Below are 25,584 nucleotides of genomic sequence, written 5' to 3' on the forward strand. Positions count from 1 at the left end.
TATCTGTGAGCACCACAAAAAATGGCCGACAAAAGTGCCGGCCAAGTGGACTCGCTCTTAGGACAAGAGTGAATTAGAAGTCGTAACGTACACCTAGGCGTAGCGTATCTTCGCCTTCAGTCACTAGACCAGATGTTGCGTCTTTCACTTCATCAAGTTGGTTGATGTAGTAAGAAAGGTAAGTACGGAAGTTACTGTTTAGTTTGTAGTAACCAACTAACTCGATACCTTCAACTGAGTCGTATTTTGAGCCGTTGTCTGGATCGTTTTCTTGTGCCGTGTAAAGCGCTGCTAGCGTTACTTTGCTTGCTACTTTGTAGCTTGCAACCAACTCGTAAGCAGTAAAGTCTTCAGAATCTGTTAGTGAACCTTGAGAGTACGTACCCGCTAGGTATAGGTTATCTAGAGAGTAAGCGATACCACCTAGGATTTGGTCTTCAGAGTTGTTCTTATCTACGTCGCCGCCAGAGTAAGCCAGACCCAAATCTAGCCCCATTGGCAGAGAGTACATACCAGAGATGCCGTATTTGTCTTGGCTATCGCCAGAGTTTGCTTGGTAAGTCGCTTGAAGTTGTAGTGCATCAAACTCACCACGGTATGCGAATACGCTGTCTTGCTTATCAGAAGAAGAATCAATCACTTGCTGAACGCCAGAAAACTCAGTGATATCCGTCATGTCTGAGATGATCACGGCAGCCATGTCTTGACGGCCTACAGAGAATGCGCCAACGTCAGTATTTACACCAGCGTACATGTAGCGGTTTTTGAATTCGCTTTTACCTGTCTTTTGTTCTGCTTCGTACACACCGAATGCAGACATGCCGTTGCCGATGTCAGTTTTACCTTTAAGGTTAAGACGAGCGCGGCTTTGGTCTTCCATTGAGCCTTCTACTTCCGCACCATCTGAACCGATGAAGTCGCCACGAAACTCAACGCGACCGCCAACTTTTAGCTCAGTGCCGTCGTTTTTGTAAACTGTTGCTGCGAAAGATGGTGCTGATACCAGTGCTGTTAGAATTGCAGTAGTTAGTGCTGCCTTTTTCATTTTCTTATTACCCTAGTTGTAATCGATGGGCTTACTTGCCCGATGTGTTGATGACGCTAAGGTAAACCGCGAAAATGAAAGATAGATTGCTATTAAGTTATGATTTTATTGCACTTTTATTTCTGGCGCGTTTAAACGCCTCTTTAGAAAAGGTGCATAACTAGAAGGGTTTTAGCTTTTTTTAGCTTTTTCGTGCTTGATTACTGACCACAATTTTTCCAAAAAGTTCCTGAAGGTGTTTTAAATTCACAAATGTAAACAAATGTTTCTTAATCATCTGGCTCGATCATTTAAGTTTCATAGGGTTATGAGATTTCGTGATCTTGCACGTTACAAAACATTTCAATTTGTAAGGTTATCGATTGGATGGATGATAAGTTAGCAATCTAAATGTTTGGTTTTATTCGATTTCTTATAATTTTTCACTCGGTTACCGAAGAGTCTTCAAATAAAGTGGCGGCAGTTGTTGCGCAAAGGTAATTCAGTTTTGGCGGAAAAGATGCCCCAAAAAGCCTTTGTATACACCCGAAGCTATTGGCGTTCATTCGTACATAAATCCAAATGCTCAAGGTGCAAATCGACTAACCGACTAATAAATACATGGACTTAATAAATGAACAAAAAATTCCTAGCGGCAGCAATCGCAGCTGCAACATTCGGTACTCAAGCAGTAGCAGTGGAACTTTACAATAACGATGGCACTACGTTCTCTATTGGTGGCCATGTGTCTGTTAACCTGAACGGTTCAGAGCAAGGTGATACTGACGTAGGCACAAACTCTCCACGTATCAACTTCACAGCAACTCAGGATCTAGGTAATGGCTTTACTGCTGACGCTCGTGGTGAATGGGCACTTAACTACCTAGATGGCGGCGAAAACTCATTCAAAACTCGTCTTGGTTACTTAGGTCTGACTCACGATACATACGGTCGTGCAGTGGGCGGTACACAGTGGGCACCTTACTACGACGTAGCTGGCGTAGCAGATATGCCAATTGCATTTGCGAACGACTTTATCTATGACGACCACGGCAACCTAGGCACTGGCCGTGCAGAGAAAATGATCTCTTACCGCAACGCAATCGAACTTGGCGAAGCAGGCAAAATTAACGTTGGTCTAGGTTGGCAAGGTACGAACGAATCGACGGATACGCACACATACGATGACCGCGTACAAGTTGCAATTTCTTACGCGATCATGAGCGCAAAAGTGGGTTACACGTACAACGGTGGCGACTTCCAAGATTCAGCGTACATCGGTAAGCATTCAGCTGAATCTCACCTAGTATCTGCGGCATACGGTTCTTACGGTCAAGGTTTGTACCTAGCAGCGGTTTACGGTTCGAACGAAAACATGAACTTCGACGGTAAAACTCGTCTAGCTGAAAGCGACGCGTACGAAGCGTTGATCGCTTATGCACTGCCTAATAGCCTAAACCTGAGCATCAACTACGAAATGGTTGAAGGCAAAGACGTGAAAGGCGCGAAGACAGAAACGGCTCGTGAAGAAATGGCGCTGCAAGCAGAATACAACTTCACACCTAAGTTTGTGGGTTATGCGGGTTACCAGTTTGACTTGAACGACGCTAACGACCGCAAAACTGATGACAAATGGGCACTTGGTGCACGTTACTACCTATAATTGTCGTTACAGTTATCGATTCAAAAGCCAGCATGATGCTGGCTTTTTTCGTTTTTTCGAAGAATCAACATGCGTTTCAAACTGATGACACAAAACATAAAACGGGCTGAATGTCTTATTTTCGATACTTCAGAGCGCGTTCTAGTGTTGTTCCATCAAAAGGTTAGATTATGATGATGTTTTTGTTTTGCAGGGAAGATCAATGAGCGTCATTCAAGTTGAAGAAAAGAAAGTAGAAGTTGGAAAAGTGCTGTGTGTTGGACGTAATTACGTTGAGCACATCCATGAGTTGGACAATGCTATTCCAGAGCAAATGGTGGTGTTTAATAAACCTTCTACCTCTGTATCGACGATCTTACGCTCATTTCATCAAGAACCTTTGCATTATGAAGCGGAAATCTGCTTTCTAATCAAAGACGGTCAATACGCCGCCGTGGGTTTGGGGCTAGATCTGACGAAACGCGGTCTGCAATCTTCTCTCAAAAAGCAAGGCTTGCCTTGGGAGCGAGCAAAAGCATTTGATGGTTCTGCGGTTTTTAGCCGCTTTGTGCCTCTTGAGGGCATTGATATTCATGACCTTAACTTAGAACTATTGATTAACTGTGTTCGTGTGCAAAAAGGCCACGTACAACAGATGCTGTATCCGCCATTTGCGATTTTGGATGAGCTAAGTAGCTACACAACTTTGCAAGACGGTGATGTGGTGATGACGGGAACGCCGCAAGGGGTTGGCGAAGTCCATCAAGGCGACGTCTTCCTTGGGCGTTTAAAATGTGGCGACGTCACCTTGTTAGAAATTGAGTGGGTGGCTGATTAAAGCCAAACGCGCAAAAGAAGAAACGCCACCATACTGACAACCGTCGTTAAGAGAACGTTTTTTGTCAAATAGGCGATCAACGCAGCCAATGTCGCAGCCAATAAAAACGGGTTTTGTACGCTGACACTGAGTTCCCCTTCGGGGATGAAGACAATCGGCGCCCAGATCGCGGTTAAAACGGCCGGACTCGCGTAGTTGAGAATCTTTTGTGTGCGCGTGCCAAGCTTTAATGGCAACTTCGGTTCGAGAAACAAGTATCGGCTTGTGAACACCAACAGCGTCATGAGTAAAATTGACAGCATAATCATTAGCGTTTCTCCTGCACTTGTTCGACAAAATAGCCTGTTAACATGGCTAAAATGCTCGAAATCATCAAACTTCCTTCCACTTGGTAATAGCTTAACGCGACTGAGCCTACCAAAGCCACTAAGACGCTAGAAAGTACCGCTGCATTTTTAATCGTGGGTACGACAATCGCGATAAAGGTTGCGGCTACTGCAAATTCCAACCCCATTTCATTTAGTTCTGGGATTAGGCTACCCGCCACGATGCCTGTCAGCGTCGCAAGGTTCCAGAACAAATAGAAGCTCAATCCAGCCCCAAGGGCGTACCAGCGATTAAATTGTTCGTCAGAATGATGGCCAGCAATGGCAAACAGCTCGTCGGTTAACAGAAAACCAAGCGATAGCCGCCATTTAAGCGGAAGTGGTGCAATTTTACTGCGCATGGATACGCTGTAGAGAAAATGTCGTGAGGTGATGAAAAACGTGGTGAGCAACATAGTGGTTAACCCCGCGCCCGCTTTTATCATTCCCATCGCGACGAGCTGAGCGGAGCCCGCGAAAAGAATCGCGGATAACGCTTGTCCTTCTAGCGGGTGAAGCCCTGTATCGATCGCGAACGAACCTGCTAAGAGTCCCCAAGGCAGTACGGCAATACTCAACGGCATCATTGCGAGTGTGCCTTGCCAAAATAAAGTGGCTTTTGATTCTTCTTGTAACGGCAAAGTGTTATCCATTGTTTGTTCTTAATTGTTTTGAAGTCAGGCTATCAACGTAACGTGGTAGAGGCATATCGCCTTGTACGATATTGCGGATTTAGCTAAAGCGAAGATATTGGCCCGGCGTGACGCCCATGGCTTTCTTAAAGTGTCGATGCAGGTGGCTTTGATCATGAAAACCACATTCTTGTGCGACATCAGAGATTCTCTGCCCTTGTTTGAGCAGTTTTTTCGCCATACGTAAACGTTGCTGGATCTGGTAAGCATGAGGTGGAAAGCCAAATTGCTTTTGAAATTCGCGCAGTAAGTGAAAGGGCTCAGCCCAGCCAGTTTCGCGAGTTCTTCCAGCGACACATCGGTTTGTGGAAAGTCTTCTAAAAACTCCTTTACAAGCTGTAACTGTCGTTGCGCTTTGGTGGATTCTTTTAGTGGTGCGCGGTGAGTGCTGTGTTTACTCGCCAATTTGATCAACGTGCCGTACACCAAGGTTTCTCGCAGCAGTCGATTGTCCGATTTTTCTAGAGTCTCGAACACCAAGCGCAATTGGCTTGCCAGTTCGGGATCATAAACCACAGGTTGAGGGAAATAGGGCAGCGCGATATTGGGTGAGCCAAGCTCTTGCCCCAAGGTTTGAAATTGTTCTGGCACGGGATACATTGCTTTGTATTCCCAGCCCCCCTCGGTTGCTGAATGGCCGTTATGCACTTCATCAGCGTTAACTAAGATAATGCTGTTTTGTGGTGCAATGTGGTTGCCGCCAGTGCGGAAAAATTGTTGAGCGCCTTTTTCGATCACACCAATGGTGTAGCCTTCGTGACTGTGCCGAGAGAAGTTCTGCTTTTCATACTTAGCATCTAGCAGCTCCAAGCCACCAAGTTCTTGAGCAATTTTGAATGTCGCGATTTCCTTGTTCTTTTCTTTCATTGTTTCCAATCTGCTCGAGAAGTTCGTCATACGAGTGTAACGTATCCATCGTGCTTATTTTTGTACAAAATTGCTATTCAGTATCGTTAAAAAGGTTAATTGTTTTTATATGAGTGAATTGGTGATTTATCCTTTCTAAATATGGCTACATTTAAAGGTATTTAATCTGGTCGAGTTTGATTTATTGGTATAAGATTCGACGCCTTGTTGTAGAAAACCTGTTCCATCATGATCGATTTAGCTGTACTTCCTATTTATCTCACGGCGGTTATCGCCTTATTGCTTTTGCCTGGCCCTGATATGTTGCTGATTGCGAGCTCAAGTATGAGCTACGGCAAAAAGGTTGGCCTATTTGCCAGTCTGGGGAACGCGACGTCTGGCCTTATCCTTACTTTACTTGCTGCGATGGGGGTTTCAACCCTGATTGCGATGAGCCCTGTGGCACTCAAAGTACTTCACCTTTTAGGTGGTGCGTACCTACTTAAAATGGGTTGGGATTGCTTGAGAGCAGAAGCTTCATCTGCTCCAGAGCTTGATCAAAAAAATAAGATGGCATCGACCTACTATCAACGTGCATTAATGAGCAATTTGCTCAACCCTAAAGCGTTGGTCTTTTTTGTGATGTTTTTGCCTCAGTTCGTTTCGAGCAATATTACCGCTTCATCCGGCGAGCAGATGCTGGCGCTTGGTTTGTTGTTGAACGTTCTTGGCCTTTTGTTCAACCTGTTATTGGTAGCGTTGGCTGGTACATTAGGGAAAGGGTTGCTGGAGAATGAGAAGTTCCGCACTTACCAACACAAACTTATGGGGTTGGTGTTTGTGATCCTCGCTTTGTGGATGTTGAGCAGCTTCGTGCTATAAACCTATCAAATTCAATCGGAAAGCCAGCAATTACTGGCTTTTTGTTTTAGGATAGAAACGTTTTCCAAGGAGAGGATGTATGAAACTTGAATTTTGTTTAAACCCAGACCAAGCCGATCTTGATTGCGTTCGTGATGGCATTCGATCATATAACCGCAAGCACTTACCTGAAGGAGAAGTGAATGCGGTGGGTTGCTTTGCAAAAGATGAAGACGGCAAAATCATTGGCGGCCTTACTGGGGAAATGTTTAAAAATACAGTTTTTGTGGAGTTCTTGTGGGTGGACGCAGAAAGCAGAACATCGGGCTTAGGCAGTAAACTGATGGCAATGTTAGAGCAGCATGTGAAGCCGTATGGCGTGAGTCATGTTTATTTAGATACTTACAGCTTCCAAGCGCTCGATTTCTACCTCAAATTGGGCTTTGAAAAAGTAGGGCAGTATTCCGGTTATCCGGCTGAGGGAATCCACAAATACTTCCTCCAAAAAGAAATCGCAGAATAGTCGCTACTGATGTTTAGCGTGCTAGGAATCCAGTAAAAGAGGCGCGAACAGCGCCTCTTTTAGTATGTAGTCATGAGCTTTTCATGACAACTTGTTGAGAGAGTTACAAGCTTTTTTGGTGTGCGTCGATCAGCGCGTTCATTTTGGCTTCCGCAGCTTGTTGCGCTTGCTCGTAGCTCATGTCAGCAGGGAAGTCACTGATGACTTCGTAGTAACATTTCAACTTAGGCTCAGTACCAGAAGGACGAACGATTACGCGAGATTTGTCTTCGAGATGATAAATCAGCACATCACTTGCTGGTAAATCAATCGTCTCTTCTGAACCATCCTCAAATGTACGAACGGAAGTTTTCAAGTCCTCAGTAACCGATACTTTCTTGCCTGCAATTTCGCTCGGTGGATTTGCACGTAACTTGTCACCAATTGGTGGTGAGTTTGGATCCAACGCAATACTACGCTGAGCGTTAAAGTAAAAACCGTGTTGACGGTAAAGCGCTTCCAACTTGTCCCACAGTGTTTTGCCTTGTGCTTTGAGCTTTCCGGTTAATTGCGAAAACGCAACAATCGCGGACAAACCATCTTTATCCCACACCTTGTTGCCAACGGTGTAGCCGAGCGCCTCTTCGTAAGCAAACAAGAACGGATGTTGCTCGGTTTCTTGGCTCATCGCGACGTTGGTTAGCCATTTAAAGCCTGTTAGCGTTTGGTAATACTCTGCGCCATGCGCTTTTGCGATGCTGCTCAAGAGGCGAGATGACACGATGGTGTTACCGACCAGTGAGTTCGGCTGTTGCTCTAGCAAGTAATCACCAAACAATGAACCAACTTGGTCGCCAGTTAACATTTGGTATTCACCGTCTGGGCGTTTTACGGCGACGGCGAAACGGTCTGCATCTGGGTCGTTAGCACAGGCGATATCCGCATCTACGGATTTACCGAGCGCCATGACCATGTCCATTGCCCCTGCTTCTTCTGGATTTGGGAAGTTAACTGTGGGGAATGTGCCATCAGGTTCGCGCTGCTCCGCAACACTGGCCACTTTTTTAAAGCCAGCGTCAGCAAGTAACGTTTCTGCCATGTCTGCGCCAACACCGTGCATCGCAGTGTAAGCGATAGAAATATCGGTGTTGCTATCAGGAGTCAGTAGAGCATTTTCGTTCATGGTTTTACGGTAAGTTTGATAGTAGTCATCTTCCAACCAAACCAGTAAGCCTTGTTGTTTAGCATCGTCTAAAGACATCAACGGCAGAGGCTTTGTGGTCGCTTCATCAATTTTTGCCGCGATGCCCGAGTCGTGAGGTGGAATGATTTGCGCGCCATTTTCCCAATACACTTTGAAGCCGTTGTATTCGGGTGGATTGTGGCTAGCGGTTACAACAACGGCCGCTGCAGCATTCATTGTGCGTACACCAAAAGCAACAATAGGCGTTGCCGCGACTTGGTAGGTTAGGTAAACCTTGATACCGAGTGCTGTTAAGACAGAAGCAGTATCGTGCGCGAACTGTTTAGAATCTGGTCGGCCATCGTAACCAATAACAACGCCGCGACTCGCTGCATCTTGCACTTGTTCAAGTAAATAGTGGCCGAGACCTGTGGCAGTTTCTTGAATCACCAAACGGTTCATTCGGTTTGGACCTGCGCCCACTTTGCCACGAAGACCCGCGGTACCAAAGGCAAGACGGGAGCCGAAGCGGTCAGAAAGTTCTTGTTCATTATTCGTATCAACGAGGTGCTGAAGCTCTTCACGAGTTTTAGGGTCAGGATCTCGCGCTAGCCATTGAGTAATTAGTGCTGTCATATCTTTCATTCCTTAGCAGGGGGAGCCTACTTGTTTGGACACTTTTTCTGAAAAAGTATCCAATGTTTTCTTTTACTTTAATGTAAATGGTTCTCAATTCCATTTCAAAGAGGGCAATCGATAAACCGAACTTATTTTTCCTGTCTGAACAAAATTTAATCACATTTGATTTCTTGAAGAACTTTGGAACTATAACTAGCCTTTTAACATAAATATAACAAACTGTGTCGAAATCGTATTTTTTGTGATTTTTCGTAAAGTTGTTCGATATTTGCAATGGGACGCAAGGAAGCTCGCGCAAGCGTAGCGGCTGAGCAGAGGAGAGATCTTTTGAAAAGATTAGCGACTACTCTAGCCATACCACTGAGTGTGATTTTAATCACATTCTCCTCCTACGGTTGGTCAAAGGACAATGAACTCAACATGACCAAAGGGGTCACGGCGATAAGCGAGCAAGTGTATGAATTACATATGCTCATTTTCTACATTTGTTGCGCGATAGCTCTGGTTGTTTTTGGTGTTATGTTCTATGCCGTCATTCGTCATCGCAAGTCAAAAGGTGCAGTTGCCGCGCATTTCCACGAAAGCACCAAAGTGGAAATTATTTGGACTGTTATCCCTATCATCATTCTTGTCGCGATGGCGATTCCCGCAACGAAAACTTTAGTCGCAATGGAAGACACTAGCCAATCGGATATCACCATTCAAATCACAGGTTCGCAATGGAAGTGGCATTACAGCTACTTTGGTGAAGATGTGGAATTTTTCAGCTTGCTCGCAACCAGCCAAAAGCAGATTGACGGTATAGAGATGAAAGGCGCGCATTACTTGCTTGAAGTGGATAACCCGCTCGTGCTCCCTGTGAATCGTAAAGTGCGATTTTTACTGACCTCAGACGATGTGATTCACTCTTGGTGGGTACCTGATTTCGCCGTGAAAAAAGACACCATACCGGGTTTCATCAACGAGGCTTGGACGCGAATTGATGAGCCGGGCGTTTATCGTGGTCAGTGTGCAGAGCTTTGTGGACGAGCTCATGGCTTTATGCCAATCGTAGTCCATGCCATGCCGGAAGATGAATTCGATCAGTGGCTCTCGGGTAAGAAAGAAGAAATCGCGATGCAAAAAGCTGCGGCGCAAGAGGCGCTAACTCAAGACTTGTCGATGGATGAGCTCATGGCGCAAGGCGAAGCGATTTACTCGGCGCGTTGTGCTGTTTGTCACCAAGCTAATGGTGAGGGTATTCCGGGGGCGTTCCCTTCAATTAAAGGCAGTCCTGTCGCGACAGGTGATATCGCCGAACATATCGGTGTGGTTGTTGATGGCCGCGCAGGGACGGCGATGCAGTCTTTTGCTAACCAACTTAGTGATCAAGAAATTGCTGCGGTAATTACCTACCAACGCAATGCTTGGGGAAATGATACTGGCGATACGGTTCAAGCGGCCGACGTCAATGCCTTTAAGGCACAAAAAAGTGCCAAGGAGGAAATATGAGTAAGCCAGCAGACAAAGCCGTAAAATCGGCTCCCGTTGAAGCGCATACCGCAGCAAACGCAACAATTGCGCTAGACGACCACGATTCGCACGACGCGCCAAAAGGTATTGCTCGTTGGTTGTATTCCACCAACCATAAAGACATCGGCACGTTGTATCTTTGGTTTAGTTTCACCATGTTCCTAACGGGTGGTGCGATGGCAATGGTCATTCGTGCGGAGCTGTTTCAGCCGGGTTTGCAGCTTGTCGATCCGCAATTTTTTAATCAGATGACAACGGTTCACGGTTTGGTGATGGTGTTTGGTGCAGTCATGCCCGCGTTCACTGGATTAGCAAACTGGATGATCCCGATGATGATCGGTGCACCTGATATGGCGCTGCCACGTATGAATAACTTGAGCTTTTGGATTCTGCCTTTTGCGTTTCTCATTCTGTTGAGCTCGTTGTTCTTACCGGGCGGTGCACCGAATTTCGGTTGGACGTTTTACGCGCCGCTATCGACTACGTATGGGCCAGACAGTACTGCGCTGTTTGTGTTCTCTGTGCATATCATGGGTATCAGCTCCATCATGGGGGCGATTAACGTCATCGTGACGATTGTCAACATGCGCGCACCGGGCATGACATGGTTTAAGTTGCCGATGTTCGTTTGGACTTGGCTGATCACTGCGTTCTTACTTATTGCCGTCATGCCAGTGTTGGCGGGTGCGGTCACGATGGTACTGACCGATAAGTACTTTGGTACCAGCTTCTTTGATGCTGCGGGCGGCGGCGATCCTGTGATGTTCCAACACATTTTCTGGTTCTTTGGTCACCCAGAAGTGTACATCATGATTTTGCCGTCGTTCGGGATCATCTCTGCCATTCTTCCTGCATTTAGTGGCAAAAAGCTGTTCGGCTATCACTCTATGGTGTACGCAACATGCAGTATCGCGCTTCTTTCTTTCCTTGTGTGGGCACACCACATGTTCACGACAGGCATGCCCGTGTTTGCAGAACTGTTCTTTATGTACTGCACCATGTTGATTGCGGTACCGACCGGAGTAAAAGTGTTTAACTGGGTCGCAACCATGTGGCGTGGCGCATTGACCTTTGAAACGCCAATGTTGTTTGCGATTGCGTTTATTGTTCTGTTCACTATCGGTGGTTTCTCGGGTTTGATGCTTGCTATTGTGCCGGCGGATTTCCAGTACCACGATACCTATTTTGTGGTTGCGCACTTCCATTATGTCTTGGTGTCTGGCGCGGTCTTCTCAATCATGGCGGCGTCGTATTATTGGTTGCCGAAATGGACGGGGAATATGTACGACCACAAGTTGAGTTTGTGGCATTTCTGGTGCTCAGTCATTTCCGTTAATGTCCTTTTCTTCCCGATGCACTTTTTAGGTTTGGCGGGCATGCCGCGAAGAATCCCTGATTACGCGATTCAATTTGCGGATGTGAACCAAATCGTATCCATCGGCGGCTTTGCCTTTGGTTTGTCGCAACTGATTTTCTTGTGGGTCGTGATCAAATGTATTCGTGGCGGAGAGAAAGCGTCGGCCAAGCCTTGGGAGCGTGCAGAAGGATTAGAGTGGACTGTGCCAAGCCCTGCGCCTCATCACACCTTTAGTACGCCGCCTAAAGTGGATTAACGGAACGAGAGGCGAAGAACATGGCAGAAAAATCATCCCACAAAAAGCTCACGATAAAGTTAGTGCTGGCCACTTTTGCCATGTTCGGGTTCGGTTTTGCGCTCGTGCCGCTCTATGACGTGATGTGTGATGCGTTAGGCATCAACGGTAAAACCAGTGATGTTGCAGCGATTCAACCTACGGGGATGCAACCCGATTTGAGCCGGACGATTCGTGTGGAGTTTATGGCACACGTCAACCCAGATATGCCGTGGGAGTTTAAGCCGAAAGTCATTTCGATGAATGTTCATCCAGGTGAGGTCGTGCAAACTGAATACTTGGCATTTAACGAAAGTGGACAAAGGCTGGTGGGGCAGGCGGTGCCTTCCGTTTCTCCCGGCAACGGTGCAGCTTACTTCAACAAAATAGAGTGCTTTTGTTTTACGCAACAGCCGCTGGATGGAAAGCAGCACGCTCAGATGCCATTGATTTTCTATATTGAGCCCGATTTGCCGGACTCAATACATACATTAACGCTGTCTTATACACTCTACAAACTTCCTCCTCCCACAGGCAGTTAGCCTCTCAAGGAGTGAGATACAGGCCAAATAGTGTCTGTAAGGAGAGAACTGATGAGTAATAAACCTGGAACCTATTACGTTCCTGCTCAAAGTAGTTGGCCGATCATTGGCGCGTTTGCTCTGTTTTTAGTCGCCGTCGGTGCGGGCATGACGGTGCAAGGTACTCAAAGCGATGGTGCGGTCGGTGTTGTTGGTCGCATTGTGCTTGCCGTAGGCTTTTTGTTTCTGCTTTACATGTTGGCAGGGTGGTTTAGTAACGTCATCACCGAATCGTTGACGGGCAAATACAGCGCGCAGATCACTCGATCATTTCGTCAGGGGATGAGTTGGTTCATCTTTTCAGAAGTGATGTTCTTTGGCGCGTTTTTCGGAGCGCTGTTTTACGCCAGAATGGTGTCTGTCCCTTGGTTAGGAGGGGCTGATAATAACCTCATGACCAATGAAGTATTGTGGCCAAGCTTTGAAGCAATGTGGCCGCTCACGACAACGCCAAGTGGGGAAAGCACCCAAGCGATGCCTTGGCAAGGTATTCCGCTCACTAACACCATTATTTTGCTTCTCTCTTCTATCACGTTACACATGGCACACATCAGTTTGGAGAAAAACCGACGCACAGCGTTAGTCGTGTGGCTTGAAATCACCATCGTGTTGGCGGGCTTTTTCTTGTTCTATCAAGCCAAAGAGTACATTCACGCTTATCAGGAAATGGGGCTCACGCTTCAATCGGGGGTTTATGGCAATACGTTCTTTATGCTTACTGGTTTTCATGGCATGCACGTTTGTCTTGGCACCATATTCTTAACTGTATTGCTGTTTAGAATCGCGAAGGACCACTTTTCTCCTACCAATCATTTCGCATTTCAAGCAGGCAGTTGGTACTGGCATTTTGTTGATGTGGTATGGCTATGCCTGTTTGTTTTTGTTTATGTGTTGTAGTGACAGAGTCAGTAAGGACGTGGATTGGGTGCAAGCCAACCCGAGCTTAACGCAATCAAAAGAAGGATGACCACTAACGCAGAAAACATCACACGACGACCGAGATAGTGGCTCATGGGTTTTGTTGGCTTGTCCGGATTATCTGGGTCTTCTCGAACCATTTCGATAAGCGCTTTTGCGAGGTTGAAGATAATGAAAAGCAGCAAAAGGACCAGCGTTAATTTGAATAGGAATACGGTGGACATAGTACCTCCGGTTTCTTCGTCTTGGTTATCGCACAAGTTATGGCTATCGAAGCGGTTTGGTATTGCAGTTTGCTTAACTGTGGTTGTGTTTTCTCTGTTGGTCAAACTTGGATTTTGGCAACTAGAAAGAGGTCAGGAGAAACAAGCGCTTGAACAAGCGATACTCGCTCGGGCTGATGCCCCGTATCAATCTCTCACTTCAGTCCTTGATAACAATGACTGGCGAGAGGAGAGCGTGATTGGCGTGAAAGTGCAAGCGGAGGCAAAGCCAGAGCCGTTGCCAGTGGTTTTGCTCGATAACCAAACCTTTCAAGGCAAAGTGGGTTATCTCGCATACCAAGTGGTTTCTGTCGGTCAGGATCCAATAACCTTAGCGCTTTTAGAATTGGGTTTCGTCGAAGGGCGGCGAACTCGTGATTCTTTACCAACCGTAACGACGTTGAAGAGCCCCACAAACGTAACCGGACGTTTGTATCGCAAATCAATGAATCCGTTAAGCTCAGAATTGATGCCAGAAATGGGAGAGGGGATTCGAGTCCAAAACCTCAATATTTCCGAGCTCAATGAGTTGTTGAATGTAGAGCTGATGCCGGCAGTGTTGCAGCCAGACAACCTAGAAAACTGGGCATATCCATTTCCTTGGAATCCACTTCCACTCACGAGCGCGAAACATTTTGGGTATGCCGTACAGTGGTTTGCGATGGCTGGTGTGTTATTACTGCTCACAATGGTTGTGTGTATTCGATGGTTTAGAAAAGCGGCATCACAAGGAGGTGAGGCATGACATCTCAAGTTACAAAAGGGCGGTTTGTGCTTATCGCACTGATTTGCTTATTCGCCTTACCAGCGATTGTTGCAAAGTTGATTTTGGCGCAAGGTTGGTACGAAACGGGCGTAACAAACCGAGGAAAGCTCATCGAACCGTACACAACGTTAGCGCAGTTAGGCCAATCTGCTCCATCGGCGGTGCACGGTTGGCAACTGGCTTATGTGGTGCCTGATTCTTGCGACAGCCAATGTCAAAGACAGCTCTATTTACTCAAACAAAGCCATGTTGCTTTAGGCAAGTATCAAGAACGCGTTGTGCCAGTTTTGTGGACTTCTACAACATCAGACACGATAGAAATGCCGATGGAAACCATGGCGATGAATGAGAACGTGGCGGCAAAAGTGCAGCAAGGGCAAGTGCTGATTGTGGATCCTCTGGGGCAACTGGTGATGTCGTACACCGCAGAGCCAAACGAAGATTTGGTCAAACTCAGCAAAGATATGCTGGCGGATTTGCGTAAGTTGCTCAAATTGTCGCGAGTCGGATAGGGAGCGTATCATGACGTTAACAAAGTTGGTTAGATTAAGTTTGTGCCTGACGTTAGTCGTCATCATGTTGGGCGCCTATACCCGTTTGTCGGATGCGGGTTTGGGGTGTCCTGACTGGCCGGGGTGTTATGGTCACTTTTCTGTACCACACCATGAAGACGATGTTCTGCGCGCCAACATCAATTTTCCAGAACGCGAGATTGAGCATGAAAAAGCGTGGCTAGAGATGATTCATCGCTATTTTGCTGGAACACTCGGCATGGTGATTTTTGCTATTACCGTTATTGCTATTCGAACTGAACGCGTGAACCCATCCATTCCTATTCTGCTCAGCTTTTTGGTTGTGGGGCAGGCGATGTTAGGTATGTGGACGGTGACTCTAAAACTGATGCCTGTCATTGTCATGCTTCATCTGCTTGGTGGGTTCACCTTACTCGCGCTGCAAGCGGTGTTTTATTGCCAACTGAAAGCGAGAGACAATCTTTATTTTTCCCCCTCCTCTCGGTCGGTTAGGTTGTTTTCAGTGTTTTCCTTTTTGGTTGTGTTCTCCCAAGTGTTGCTCGGCGGTTGGACTTCATCAAACTACGCGGCTTTGATGTGTACAACGTTGCCCATTTGCGAAGGAGATTGGATGAACTACTTGGATTGGAAAGAGGCGTTCTCTTTCTGGCAAACGGGGCACGACAATTATGAATTTGGTGTGTTGGAATACCCCGCGAGGATGACAATTCATGTCTCTCATCGAATCGGCGCGATGGTCACCGCAGTGGTTGTGTTGACGTACTGTGTGGTGTTGATGAAACAAGACTCGCACCATTCTCAGAAAGTCGGCATGTGGCTTGGGATGGCGCTGGCCTGCCAGATTACGCTTGGTATTAGCAACGTGGTGTTTCAGTTACCGATTTACATCGCAGTGGCTCATAACCTGGGTGCTGCAATCATGTTGAGCCTGATTTGTGTCAGTCAGTTTTATTTGTGGCAAGGAAAAGCCGATTGGAATTATGCAGTGAAAGGAGTTCGCTATGAGTAAAGAAATTGCGTTAACACTCGATAGTCGAAAGCGTCTCGGCTCAACGTACTTAAAACTGACTAAACCTAAAGTTGTCGCGCTAATGTTAGTCACCGCCATTGTCGGTATGAGCTTGGCTCCGGTCACTGATTTCCCTTGGATTCAAGCATCCATCGGATTGATTGGAATAGGACTAATGGCTGGTTCTGCCGCGGCATTTAATCATCTTATTGACCGCAGAATTGATGCAAGAATGGCTCGTACTCATACGCGTCCTTTACCGTCGGGAGATACCAATCCCTTGTCGGTTGCGATTTTTGCCGTGGCAATCGGCGTGGTTGGTTTTGTACTCCTATATGCTTGGGTAAACGCGCTCACAGCGTGGATGACGTTTTTGAGTTTACTGGGCTATGCGGTGGTTTACACCATGTATTTGAAGCGAGCAACGCCGCAAAATATTGTGATTGCTGGCATTGCCGGTGCGATGCCGCCACTCTTAGGTTGGACAGCGGTGACGGGTGAGCTGCATGGTAACGCTTGGCTATTGGTAATGATCATTTTCATCTGGACACCGCCGCATTTCTGGGCGCTTGCGATTCATCGAGTTGAAGATTACCGTAAGGTCGATATTCCTATGCTGCCGGTAACGCACGGTATTGAATACACCAAAACGTCGATCTTACTTTACACGGTATTGCTCACATTGGTGTGCGTGATGCCTGTATTGGTGGGGATGGTCGGTTTTATCTATCTCTTTTCAGCATTGCTGCTTAATGCAGGTTTCATTTATCACGCGTGGAAACTCAAGTTTGCACCCGAGCCTAATAGTGCGATAGAGACATTCAAGTTCTCCATTTATCATCTGTTGGCGCTGTTTGTTGCGCTCCTAGCCGATCACTATATTGGAATGGTGTTGCAGTAAGCGAATAACTTAATGGTATATCTGCTAATAAAAAACGCCGCGAAAAGTGCGGCGTTTTTTATTGTATGAGAGGAAAGATTACTGAATCTCTAACAACTCAACATCAAAAATCAAAACACTTGCAGGTGGAATTGGCCCCGTTCCATTTTTGCCGTAGCCAAGTGTGCTCGGTACAAATAGACGGATTTTCTCGCCCACAACCATGTATTGGAGACCTTCTTGCCAGCCTTTAATTACTTGGTTCAAACCAAATGTAATTGGCTCGCCACGATTTACTGAACTATCGAAAACAGTGCCATCGATAAGCGTGCCGTGGTAGTGCACTTTCACTTTACTTGTTGCGGTTGGGTGAACGTCACCTGTACCTTTTTCGAGTACTAGGTATTGAAGCCCGCTCTCTGTCGTGGTCACGCCTTCTTTTTTCGCATTTTCTAATAGGAAAGTTTGGCCTTTTGCAAAGTTCTCATCTGCCACTTTGTGGTTTGTCCAAGTGCGGTAAATGAAAAATGCAGCTAAAACAAAAATAATGATAGGAAACAAAAATTTAGACACGTTGACTCCTTGTCTATTTAGGTTGCTTAAGCAAATAGTTAATAGTTTCTGCCATTGCCTCAACGCTGTCATGGCCGCCAGTAATCACTTGGTACTTACCGTTTACGATAAACGCTGGCACAGAATTGATTTGGCCACGAGTAGTGATGGATTCAGCTTTAGTGATGTATTCAAACAGTTTTTCCTGTTGAGCTTCATCAAGATGGTATGGGCTGATCAAGTTACGAGATTCAAAAGCTTTCTCTACCGCTTGTTGACGCTCTTCTGCTGTTGCATCTGCGCCCATTTGAACCGCTGCAAATAAATCAGCCATGAATGCTTTATCTGGTGTTGCGTCGAGCTGCATAACAGCAGTGTAGAAGATAATTGCGCTGATCTGAGCACTTTCATTGAAAGTCACGTGCATCTTTTCAACTTTTTGCTCTGTTAGCGATTCAATTTGAGGGACAAACTCTTCCATTGAACGACAATGGCCGCAAGTTAGGGCAAAAGCTTCGGTTAGTGGCGCCAGATTGTATTCTTGAAGAGAAACAGGCAACACTTCGTATTGCTTACCTTGTTGTGGCTGACTATTGCCGCTGTCACATGCTGACAGAGCCGCAATAGCGGCAAATAAAGCGACGCCTTTTGAGATAGTTTTAAACATAACAACGCTCTGAATGAGAAATTTACGGTAGTTTATCGGTTAACGATAGCGACTAAAACCATTAAATAACAATAAAGTGAGACGATTAGTAACAGATTGGTGTGGATATAACCGAATAGTGACATGGTGTTAGCAAATTGGACGTTTACTGTTTTGCAGCATAGGCGACAAGCCCGAACTGAGAATGGCACGAACGGTGCATATAAAACAATCAAATAGCGAAAAACACTAAAGAATATGTGTTTTTCGTCGACATAGTGAACAAGAATTCTTTCTACGTTGGTAACGGTATGAAGCATTGGTTTTTCATTGTCTGTGGCATTCTTAGTGGGTGTAGCAGCCTTAATCCAGACATGGTTCCGGGTGGGAATATGTTGGATACAGCCCCAAAAACAAACACAGAGCTGAGACACCCTGAGTGGGGGTATGCGAGTGCATCTCACGTTTCGACGGCTCCACGTGTCAACCAGACGGCGAGGGCGGCCGAAAAAAAGTCTAACAACGTGACCTCACTAGAAATGTTCTTGGATAGACACAATATCCCGCATGAGACGATCGGTGGTGGTCACCTTATGATTCGCTTAAAAGAGCAAGTTCACTTTCAGACAGGGTCGGCGCAATTGTCGTCAAACTCACAAGATTGGTTACGAAAGCTGGGGCACTATTTAGCAGGCAGAACCGATGTGGATGTGGTGATTGATGGCCATGCCGATAGCACTGGTGCGGCGAGTTTCAATGATACGCTCTCCGAAAAACGAGCTCGTGAAGTAGAAAAACAAATGCTAGCGAGTAGCATTCCGCGTCAGCGCGTTTTCTCTCGCGGATTCGGCGAATATGTGCCGCAATGTAGCAATGCCACATCAAGCGGTAAAGCGTGTAACCGACGTGTTGAGTTGATGCTGATTGTCGATGAGTAGGCCGCCAGTCGGTTTAGAAGCAAAAACATCAAAATAGAAAAGAGGCACCAAATGGTGCCTCTTTTACATCCGCCAATGTTCTTAGGGGGAACTAGGCAAATTCTTTTTCAAGATAAGCGACAATGTCTGATGACTCATAAAGCCATTGCGTTTTGCCATCTTTTTCGATACGAAGACAAGGCACTTTCACGCGACCGCCACCTTGTTCAAGTTCAGCGCGGTGAGTTGGGTCATTCTTCGCATCACGTAATTCGATATTAACGGATTGTCGTTTCATCGCACGTCGTACTTTGACGCAAAAAGGGCAAGCTTCAAACTGATATAACGCGTATTGCTTTGCTTTGTCATCGACGTTGCTCTGTGCTTCGTTAGTGCGTTTGATGCCACGAGGAGAAAAGACAGCGTTCAGCAATAAAATGATTTTGCCTAAAATCCAACGGATAAACTTCATAATGATCCCTTGATGCTCAGTGGATGAATGTCCTTAACAATGCAAACATGATGCTTGTTGCATTGGAGACGCAGTCTATCAGTTGTTTCGGATTGATAAAACCATGTATTTTATGAGGAAAATAGTCGCTTCAACCAGCCGAAAAAGCCATTTGATGCTGTTGGGTTTGCCTCTTTACCTAAATAGAAGCTTTGCATTAGCTCTGTTCTGAACGCGTCAACATCAATACGTTTAATCACAAGTTCGTGCTGTAATGTGTTTTGTGTCTGCTCCGCGTGATCGTGCGCTAAGCTAAAATCCATGTTCAGATAGCCTTGAGTGAAGAGCCACAAATGGGTGATCAGAACAAGATCTTCTGCCGATTGATTGGTGAATTTGTCTGCCTGCTCATCCCCCAGCGTATCTGCCAAGACCTTTTGCATTTGCTGTGTCGAATGAGCGTGTTGTTCATACAACGCACTTGCTTCGATATGGGATTTCGTCAGGAGCCCGAGTAGGTGAAGTACTGGATTCGTTGCTGGCTTGTTTTCACATACGCGTGCAAACAACGGAGCTTGTTCTTTCAACCAACGCTTCTTGGCTGCTTTATGCTCATCAACGAAGGGAATCTTTTTGATTCCCATTTGTTTAATCAGTTCACTAAGGGGCGTCATGACTTTGCAGTTCCTTCACTGTTACTTCGACGTGTTGATCGTTCACATCAACAAAAATAGAGGTGCCGGTAATCATAACAGAAAGGTTTGTGCCACGGTCAAGGTGCTGACAAATCATATCGATAGCGTCGTAGTCAAAGCTTTCTACGCTTACTGGAAGCATTGAAAACTTACCTGACATTTTCTCCCACCACACCGGTGCTTTAGTATTGTACGTATAGACCTTGACCTGCTTGGCAAGGCGAGAGGCTTTTTTGATTCGATCTGGTTCGGGTTCGCCGATCTCAATCCAATGCGTGATGCTTTGGTCATCTGCAACATGCCATAAATCTGGCTCTTCTGTGGTTGAGAGGCCTTTGGTAAATTCCAAGTCTTTTTGGGCATTGAGGCAGAAAGCCAAGATACGAGCCAGCATGCGTTGAGGTTTTTCAGAGGGATGCAGAGCGATAGTAAGGTTCTTGGAATCGTAGTAATCGTTATTCATATCGGAAAGAGCGATACGAAATTTATAAATGGTTGGTTTTAGAGCCATGGGTTTATATCGTTTTTATGGGCGAAAATTTGCTTTGGGCAAAAAAATAGCCAGCTTAAAAGCTGGCTATCATATCAAATTCTTTAAGAATTAAAGTACTTTGATTTGCTCTGCTTGAGGGCCTTTTTGACCTTGAGAGATAACAAATTCTACTTTCTGGCCTTCAACTAGAGTACGGAAGCCGTCACCAGTGATTGCAGAGAAGTGAGCAAATACGTCAGGACCGTTTTCTTGTTGGATGAAACCGAAGCCTTTAGTTTCGTTGAACCACTTAACTGTGCCAGTAGCTGTGTTAGACATGTCTATTTCCTAAATATCTAAATTTGTGTAATCTTTCGCCTCAACGGCGCTTATAGCGTGGAAAAATAAATTGCTATTGCGTACCACAGGACGACGGAGTTACAAGAAATCCAACGAAATGTGAAAACAAAGAACTTTCTTTCTAGCCGTGTTTGAGTCTAGGTTAAATCCTGTAGGAGTCAACATATATTAGTGCTTTATGGAGAAATATTTGTATTTAGTCACTATTTAACCGGCATGTTTTTGATTAAATTTCAAATAAATGACGTAGAAGTGAAGTTTTTAAGCATAAAATACGAGGAATTCTACAAATTTGACTTCTTTATATAATTATTGTCCAATCTGGTTCGACCATTAAGGAGGATTTATGGCAAAAGCAAAATGTAATCCTCAGCCGAATGAATTTAACAAAGACACCGAATTCGGCAGAGGCGAGATTAAAGACAATGCGCTAAAGGCAGTTGTTACCAGTCAGTTGTTCAGAACCCGAGTCGTCAAATCGAAAAAAGGTAAAGGCAGCTTCAACCGTAAAATGAAGCACCGAGGCAAAGAGCCCTATTCAAAGTTCTCACTAAAGTGGATTTTGAATAGGGCTTTTTTCTTGCTCAGAGTCAAAGAGTTGTTTGATCGAAAAGTTTCTGTTCAGGCCTATTGCTCATAAAAATCAATACTTAGCTGTCAAGTTTGCGCTAAACATTTGATGCTGAATTCAAAGGGAGATGAGTATCCTGATTGACGATAGCTGTCAGTGCGCTGATCGACTCAACTGTTAGGTGTGAACCTTCATCGATTGATTTCATAAACTCGTCCACTTCCAATAGTTTCGACATCGAACTGAGAAAGCCTTGGTTGATGACTTCGATAAATGAGCGAGTTTCGGTCGTTAGGGATTGGTTGCTCAGAACTACGTGGTTGATTTCATCAATCGACGTGCTGGTTCGAGTTGCTAAAGTTCTCACTTCATCCGCAACCACTGCAAATCCTCGTCCATGTTCACCAGCTCTAGCTGCTTCAATCGCTGCGTTTAGAGCTAGGAGATTGGTTTGTGAGGCGATGCTGTCGATCACTTTGACGATTTCAGTGACTTGCTGCGAGGTTTTAAATAGCTCTTGAACTTTATCATCACAAGCGGTGACGGCACTCAGTACTTCTTCAATCATGGTGCGAAACTCATTCAGAGAATGTTCTGCGCCGCAGACGTTTGATGTGGCTTCTTCGCTGGCATTTCTCGCGATAAAAGAAGAGTCGGCTATCGCTTGAGAGATGTTTAAATCCCTTTGAACTTTATCAGTGATGTCAGATGCAAATTTGACGACTTTGATGACGTTGCCCAACGGATCGAAGATGGGGTTGTAAGTGGCTTCAATGTACACTTTGTCACCTGAAGCTGAACGCCTTAAAAATTGTCCGGACTTAAACTGGCCGGCGGCGAGATCTTTCCAAAAGCCGGGATTTTCTTGGTAAAAATCGTCAAAGCAAAATAGTTTGTGATGTTTTCCTTGAACATCGCTTAACTCGTATCCCAAGGTTTTTAAGAAGTTTTGGTTGGCGGTCAGAATGTATCCTTCACGGTCGAACTCAATCGTGGCTAGAGACAGATCTAACGCATTCAAAATGGCTTCTTTTTGCTCTGATTCTAGCCGCTGTTGTGTCACGTCTGACGCGATCTTGACTACTTTTTCAATTTGTCCGTGTTCAGATTCAATGGGAAAGTAACTGGCTTCAAGTACCAGTCTTTCACGTTGCGAGGTTAGACGCTCAAACGTACCGCGTTTATGCTTACCCATTTTTAAGTCATCCCAAAATTGTTGGTATCGAGGGGACTGAACATAGCCTCGGTCACAGAAAATCGAATGATGTTTTCCAACAATCGCTTCTCGTGTGTATCCAACACAAGAAAGAAATAAATCATTCGCATTGAGAATGATGCCTCTCGTATCAAACTCAATCATTGCCATACTATCGGATAAGCCTTTGATGAAGCGGCTGTATTCACTTTCTGCTTCTTGGTTTCGAGTTCGCAAGCCAAACATTTTGAATTCCTTTTCTAAATGAGCTTTTCAAGAATTTAGTTTTCGCTATTTGTTCGATGTAAGTATTTGTAAATAAAGTTGTCAGTATGTAAATTTAGGCGTACATGTGCATAAAGCAAATGGCAGCAGAGTCAATTTTGTCGCGTTTTTGGCGAATGTTTGATGGCTTTGATTAGCGTTTGGGAAATAACTGTATGCAAAACAAAGGGGTGGAAGGTCACTTCTTCACAAGATGTATAGAAAACTTCTTTTTAAGAAATTGTTCAATTGAGCTTATTAATGAAGTGTATATAAACAAATTAGTGACTTCGTATTCAAAGCAAGAATAACAAAAAAGTACCAAATTTGTATTAAAAAGTACTAATTTAGATTCATATCAATAAGCATCTCATTTCGTTATTGATAGGTCTGCTATATCTTTATTCGAATCAAACAGCAGACATTGTTTTCAAAAAAAGACTGGTGAGTAGTGGGTATGGCATCAACAAGTTTTAGTACTTATGGTTACAAGTGCACTAGGGCGTGTACTTCGTTGTTATTACTATGGCTTGCCATGTGTTCGTACAGTTTCGCTCACCAAACTAAAGTCGATACATTGATTGTCACCAATTCTAAGGCTTGGAAGCCGTTCTCATATGTCTCACAAGATGGTGAACCCAAAGGCATTCTGATTGACTTCTGGCGAGAGTATGCCGAAAGAAATCACGTTCGTGTTGAGTTCCTGCTGCTCGATTGGGAAGAGTCTTTGCGTGCAGTTAAGGAGGGGCGTGCGGATGTTCACGCTGGTCTGATTTACTCTGAGGCTCGCGATAAGTACCTTGATTTTGGTGCGGTTATCATGCCTATTCAAACCAAGTTGTACGTCAATAAAGATATGCTAGCCGTTGATATTAAGGGCGTGCTTACTGGAGAGGTAGAGCTTCCTATTGGCTTGGTAAAAGGCAGCTATGAAGCGGAATTTGTGCGTGCCAACTACCCTAGAGCGTCGTTAGTGGAATATTTAAATAACGATGCGATGATCCGAGCTGCCGTCGAGAAAAATATCTTGTACTTTGTCGCCGATTTGCAAGTGGCTAACTTCCACATGGCGACAACACCAGATGCAGGCATGTTTGTGCCTACCCTCAATCTGTACAGCAAAGATCTGCGCATTGCGACAGGCCAGCACAGTTCGATTCCAGTAACGAAAATCTCCCACGACTTTGAAAAAATCATCGACTCAGACAAAGAACGGATCCTCAATCGGTGGAGTTTAGTCAAGACGGTATATCCCATTTACCTGTTGCCAATTGCCATTTTCATCATGGTTATTGCCACGCTTTACCATATCTTCGCCCTTAAGCGAATGGTGACTCTACGAACAAAGCAGCTCACCTTAGCAAATCAGCAATTGCTTGAACTGACGCTGACGGATCCGCTCACCAAACTTTATAATCGCAGGCATTTGATCGAGCGTTTGGCAACGCTGAGTTCATTGCAAAAAAACGTAACCGTGATGGTGTTTGATATTGATGACTTTAAATCGATAAACGACAAATACGGCCATTTAATCGGTGACCAAGCGATTGTCGCTGTTGCCGACACGGCAAAATCGCTGACTGACGAACGAATAACCTTAGCGCGAATCGGTGGTGAGGAATTTGCGTTGGTGACTGCCTCTCTATCTGAAAAAGAAGCAGAAACGCTTGCAAAGGCGATTTGCAGTTGTGTTTACGATCGACCAGTTTTACTCAATGGGCAAGCGATCCATGTCAGCGTGAGTTTGGGTTGCGCCTATTATCGCGAGTTCAAAGGCATCATAAACTTGCACGAAGCCGACCAACTCATGTACTGCGGCAAAATGAATGGTAAAAACTGCGCGATGTTCAAAGTGATCGATAAAAGCAAAGTTGAGCCTCTTCTTCGTCAGGTGCCTTAAGTTTTTGCGTAGTGAATCGCTATTTCGATTTTTCCTCTTGCTATACTCAATTGAATTTCAAGTTTTTATTGCCGCTTTTCGTTTCTGAGATTAGCTAAAAGACTTAGAGGAAAGTTATGCCAAAAGCTGTCGCCGCTCTGTTGTTCCTGCTTTTTACTTCACTTTCGTATGCCGAAAGTGCTTTCGATATTGTCCAAAAATCAGACCAAGCAATGAGGGGGAAATCCAGTTATAGCGAGGCAACCATGGAGATCGTTCGTCCTGATTGGACACGCTCTATGACGATGAAAAGTTGGACAAAAGGCACGGAGTTGTCGCTCGTGTTGGTAACCGCGCCAGCCAAAGATAAAGGCAGCGCATCGCTAAAGCGTCATAGAGAGATGTGGAACTGGGTGCCGAGTATTGAGCGCGTAATTAAAATCGCGCCTTCTATGTTGAGCCAATCTTGGATGGGGTCAGATTTTACTAATGATGATCTGATCAACCAATCATCAATCGTTGTGGATTATCAACACGCTTTATTCGGCAATGACAGCTTTGAGGGGGATAAAGTCTGGGTCATTGAAGCGACGGCTAAACCTGATGCGCCTGTTGTTTGGAACAAAGTTACGTTATGGATTTCTCAGTCGACGTATTTGCAACGCAAAGTGGAATTTTATGATGAGTTCGATGAACGGGTGAATGTGTTGACGACTTACGACGTTAAAGAGTTAGGCGGTAGAAAGATAGCGACGCGAATGGAGATGAAACCCGTCGATAAACCGGGGAATAAAACCATTTTTACCACGCATCAGGCACAGTTTGACTTCGATATAAATGATGACTTTTTCTCGCAGCAGCAAATGAAATCCCTGCGTGATTAACTTGCGGTAGAGA

28 protein-coding genes and 1 pseudogene are annotated in these 25,584 nt (G+C 45.3%); 16 read left to right on the top strand and 13 right to left on the bottom strand.

The window, feature by feature from the left end:
- Positions 1-73: 73 nt before the first annotated feature.
- Complete coding sequence (locus DYB02_RS22845) at positions 74-1,045, bottom strand: porin (RefSeq protein ID WP_005498366.1); 972 nt, start codon at positions 1,043-1,045, stop codon at positions 74-76.
- A gap of 613 nt (positions 1,046-1,658) precedes the next feature.
- Between DYB02_RS22845 and DYB02_RS22850 the strand changes: the two genes are divergently transcribed.
- Both DYB02_RS22850 and DYB02_RS22855 read left to right on the top strand, forming a co-directional pair.
- Complete coding sequence (locus DYB02_RS22850; RefSeq protein ID WP_029804671.1) at positions 1,659-2,687, top strand: porin; 1,029 nt, start codon at positions 1,659-1,661, stop codon at positions 2,685-2,687.
- 202 nt (positions 2,688-2,889) lie between these two features.
- Positions 2,890-3,504: a fumarylacetoacetate hydrolase family protein gene (locus DYB02_RS22855; RefSeq protein ID WP_005461913.1), complete on the top strand. Its 615-nt coding sequence runs from the start codon at positions 2,890-2,892 to the stop codon at positions 3,502-3,504.
- Here the strand turns inward: DYB02_RS22855 and DYB02_RS22860 are convergent.
- The 3 genes and pseudogenes from DYB02_RS22860 to DYB02_RS22870 all read right to left on the bottom strand — a co-directional run bounded on the left by DYB02_RS22860 (position 3,501) and on the right by DYB02_RS22870 (position 5,428).
- Positions 3,501-3,812, bottom strand: a complete 312-nt coding sequence (locus tag DYB02_RS22860) for an AzlD domain-containing protein (RefSeq protein ID WP_015313014.1) — start codon at positions 3,810-3,812, stop codon at positions 3,501-3,503. The two genes, DYB02_RS22855 and DYB02_RS22860, sit on opposite strands and share 4 nt — an antisense overlap.
- Positions 3,812-4,522 (bottom strand): AzlC family ABC transporter permease, encoded by a 711-nt coding sequence (locus tag DYB02_RS22865; RefSeq protein WP_020842318.1) that lies wholly within the window; start codon positions 4,520-4,522, stop codon positions 3,812-3,814. Before DYB02_RS22865 ends, DYB02_RS22860 begins: the two co-directional genes overlap by 1 nt.
- Before the next feature lie 79 nt (positions 4,523-4,601).
- Positions 4,602-5,428 (bottom strand): annotated as a pseudogene (locus tag DYB02_RS22870) (AraC family transcriptional regulator).
- 228 nt (positions 5,429-5,656) lie between these two features.
- Between DYB02_RS22870 and DYB02_RS22875 the strand changes: the two are divergent.
- Together DYB02_RS22875 and DYB02_RS22880 are read left to right on the top strand one after the other, a co-directional pair.
- Positions 5,657-6,289, top strand: a complete 633-nt coding sequence (locus DYB02_RS22875; RefSeq protein WP_005498379.1) for a LysE family translocator — start codon at positions 5,657-5,659, stop codon at positions 6,287-6,289.
- A gap of 79 nt (positions 6,290-6,368) precedes the next feature.
- Complete coding sequence (locus tag DYB02_RS22880) at positions 6,369-6,791, top strand: GNAT family N-acetyltransferase (RefSeq protein WP_024703311.1); 423 nt, start codon at positions 6,369-6,371, stop codon at positions 6,789-6,791.
- Between the two features lie 103 nt (positions 6,792-6,894).
- On the opposite strand, the gene DYB02_RS22885 is transcribed toward DYB02_RS22880, so the two are convergent.
- Positions 6,895-8,589, bottom strand: coding sequence for a phospho-sugar mutase (locus DYB02_RS22885; protein WP_005482641.1), 1,695 nt, complete (start codon positions 8,587-8,589; stop codon positions 6,895-6,897).
- 330 nt (positions 8,590-8,919) lie between these two features.
- Here DYB02_RS22885 and coxB point away from each other — a divergent pair, with 330 nt between their 5' ends.
- Genes coxB through DYB02_RS22905 form a run of 4 tightly spaced genes read left to right on the top strand, consistent with a single transcriptional unit; the run spans position 8,920 to position 13,213 of the window.
- Entirely contained in the window at positions 8,920-10,083 is a 1,164-nt protein-coding gene (gene coxB, locus DYB02_RS22890) for a cytochrome c oxidase subunit II (protein ID WP_029804670.1), read from the top strand.
- On the top strand, positions 10,080-11,717 hold the full coding sequence (ctaD, locus tag DYB02_RS22895) for a cytochrome c oxidase subunit I (RefSeq protein WP_021450720.1): 1,638 nt from the start codon (positions 10,080-10,082) through the stop codon (positions 11,715-11,717). Before coxB ends, ctaD begins: the two co-directional genes overlap by 4 nt.
- 20 nt (positions 11,718-11,737) lie before the next feature.
- Positions 11,738-12,277: a cytochrome c oxidase assembly protein gene (locus DYB02_RS22900; protein WP_005498389.1), complete on the top strand. Its 540-nt coding sequence runs from the start codon at positions 11,738-11,740 to the stop codon at positions 12,275-12,277.
- A gap of 51 nt (positions 12,278-12,328) precedes the next feature.
- Positions 12,329-13,213, top strand: a complete 885-nt coding sequence (locus DYB02_RS22905; protein ID WP_015313021.1) for a cytochrome c oxidase subunit 3 — start codon at positions 12,329-12,331, stop codon at positions 13,211-13,213.
- 8 nt (positions 13,214-13,221) lie between these two features.
- On the opposite strand, the gene DYB02_RS22910 is transcribed toward DYB02_RS22905, so the two are convergent.
- Complete coding sequence (locus DYB02_RS22910) at positions 13,222-13,458, bottom strand: DUF2909 family protein (protein ID WP_005482739.1); 237 nt, start codon at positions 13,456-13,458, stop codon at positions 13,222-13,224.
- Between DYB02_RS22910 and DYB02_RS22915 the strand changes: the two genes are divergently transcribed.
- Genes DYB02_RS22915 through cyoE form a run of 4 tightly spaced genes read left to right on the top strand, consistent with a single transcriptional unit; the run spans position 13,406 to position 16,706 of the window.
- The gene (locus DYB02_RS22915; protein ID WP_041953109.1) at positions 13,406-14,242 is read left to right on the top strand and encodes an SURF1 family protein; all 837 of its coding nucleotides are present in this window, start codon (positions 13,406-13,408) and stop codon (positions 14,240-14,242) included. The genes DYB02_RS22910 and DYB02_RS22915 overlap by 53 nt on opposite strands.
- Positions 14,239-14,775, top strand: a complete 537-nt coding sequence (locus DYB02_RS22920; protein ID WP_005482681.1) for a redox-active disulfide-containing membrane protein — start codon at positions 14,239-14,241, stop codon at positions 14,773-14,775. Before DYB02_RS22915 ends, DYB02_RS22920 begins: the two co-directional genes overlap by 4 nt.
- 10 nt (positions 14,776-14,785) lie before the next feature.
- On the top strand, positions 14,786-15,805 hold the full coding sequence (locus tag DYB02_RS22925) for a COX15/CtaA family protein (protein WP_005462008.1): 1,020 nt from the start codon (positions 14,786-14,788) through the stop codon (positions 15,803-15,805).
- Positions 15,798-16,706 carry a heme o synthase gene (cyoE, locus tag DYB02_RS22930; protein ID WP_005461901.1) on the top strand — a complete coding sequence of 303 codons (909 nt, stop codon included), beginning with the start codon at positions 15,798-15,800 and terminating at the stop codon, positions 16,704-16,706. Before DYB02_RS22925 ends, cyoE begins: the two co-directional genes overlap by 8 nt.
- 78 nt (positions 16,707-16,784) lie before the next feature.
- On the opposite strand, the gene bamJ is transcribed toward cyoE, so the two are convergent.
- Both bamJ and DYB02_RS22940 read right to left on the bottom strand, forming a co-directional pair.
- Entirely contained in the window at positions 16,785-17,258 is a 474-nt protein-coding gene (gene bamJ / locus DYB02_RS22935; RefSeq protein ID WP_029806937.1) for a BamJ family beta-barrel-assembly machinery protein, read from the bottom strand.
- A 13-nt stretch (positions 17,259-17,271) separates the two neighbouring features.
- Positions 17,272-17,904, bottom strand: coding sequence for a thiol:disulfide interchange protein DsbA/DsbL (locus DYB02_RS22940; RefSeq protein WP_005482658.1), 633 nt, complete (start codon positions 17,902-17,904; stop codon positions 17,272-17,274).
- Positions 17,905-18,194: 290 nt separating this feature from the next.
- Here DYB02_RS22940 and DYB02_RS22950 point away from each other — a divergent pair, with 290 nt between their 5' ends.
- A complete protein-coding gene (locus DYB02_RS22950; RefSeq protein ID WP_005482692.1) occupies positions 18,195-18,821 on the top strand; it encodes an OmpA family protein in 627 nt (208 codons plus the stop codon).
- Between the two features lie 91 nt (positions 18,822-18,912).
- On the opposite strand, the gene DYB02_RS22955 is transcribed toward DYB02_RS22950, so the two are convergent.
- The 4 genes from DYB02_RS22955 to DYB02_RS22970 all read right to left on the bottom strand — a co-directional run bounded on the left by DYB02_RS22955 (position 18,913) and on the right by DYB02_RS22970 (position 20,757).
- Positions 18,913-19,272, bottom strand: a complete 360-nt coding sequence (locus DYB02_RS22955) for a glutaredoxin family protein (RefSeq protein WP_029804529.1) — start codon at positions 19,270-19,272, stop codon at positions 18,913-18,915.
- Positions 19,273-19,382: 110 nt separating this feature from the next.
- On the bottom strand, positions 19,383-19,925 hold the full coding sequence (locus DYB02_RS22960) for a hypothetical protein (protein WP_005482688.1): 543 nt from the start codon (positions 19,923-19,925) through the stop codon (positions 19,383-19,385).
- Positions 19,912-20,457 (bottom strand): YaeQ family protein, encoded by a 546-nt coding sequence (locus tag DYB02_RS22965; RefSeq protein ID WP_005482675.1) that lies wholly within the window; start codon positions 20,455-20,457, stop codon positions 19,912-19,914. The genes DYB02_RS22960 and DYB02_RS22965 overlap by 14 nt, the downstream gene beginning before the upstream one ends.
- A 90-nt stretch (positions 20,458-20,547) precedes the next feature.
- Positions 20,548-20,757, bottom strand: coding sequence for a cold-shock protein (locus DYB02_RS22970; protein WP_005375625.1), 210 nt, complete (start codon positions 20,755-20,757; stop codon positions 20,548-20,550).
- A 367-nt stretch (positions 20,758-21,124) separates the two neighbouring features.
- Here DYB02_RS22970 and DYB02_RS22975 point away from each other — a divergent pair, with 367 nt between their 5' ends.
- Positions 21,125-21,418 (top strand): alternative ribosome-rescue factor A, encoded by a 294-nt coding sequence (locus DYB02_RS22975; protein ID WP_025637468.1) that lies wholly within the window; start codon positions 21,125-21,127, stop codon positions 21,416-21,418.
- A 28-nt stretch (positions 21,419-21,446) separates the two neighbouring features.
- Here DYB02_RS22975 and DYB02_RS22980 read toward each other — a convergent pair whose 3' ends face one another.
- Positions 21,447-22,790: a methyl-accepting chemotaxis protein gene (locus DYB02_RS22980; RefSeq protein ID WP_029804527.1), complete on the bottom strand. Its 1,344-nt coding sequence runs from the start codon at positions 22,788-22,790 to the stop codon at positions 21,447-21,449.
- Between the two features lie 475 nt (positions 22,791-23,265).
- Here DYB02_RS22980 and DYB02_RS22990 point away from each other — a divergent pair, with 475 nt between their 5' ends.
- Positions 23,266-24,708, top strand: coding sequence for a transporter substrate-binding domain-containing diguanylate cyclase (locus DYB02_RS22990; protein ID WP_023584669.1), 1,443 nt, complete (start codon positions 23,266-23,268; stop codon positions 24,706-24,708).
- Positions 24,709-24,824: 116 nt separating this feature from the next.
- Complete coding sequence (locus DYB02_RS22995; RefSeq protein ID WP_025501367.1) at positions 24,825-25,571, top strand: outer membrane lipoprotein-sorting protein; 747 nt, start codon at positions 24,825-24,827, stop codon at positions 25,569-25,571.
- Positions 25,572-25,584: the final 13 nt, after the last annotated feature.

The organism is Vibrio parahaemolyticus (assembly GCF_900460535.1).
Classification (GTDB): Bacteria; Pseudomonadota; Gammaproteobacteria; order Enterobacterales; family Vibrionaceae; genus Vibrio; species Vibrio parahaemolyticus.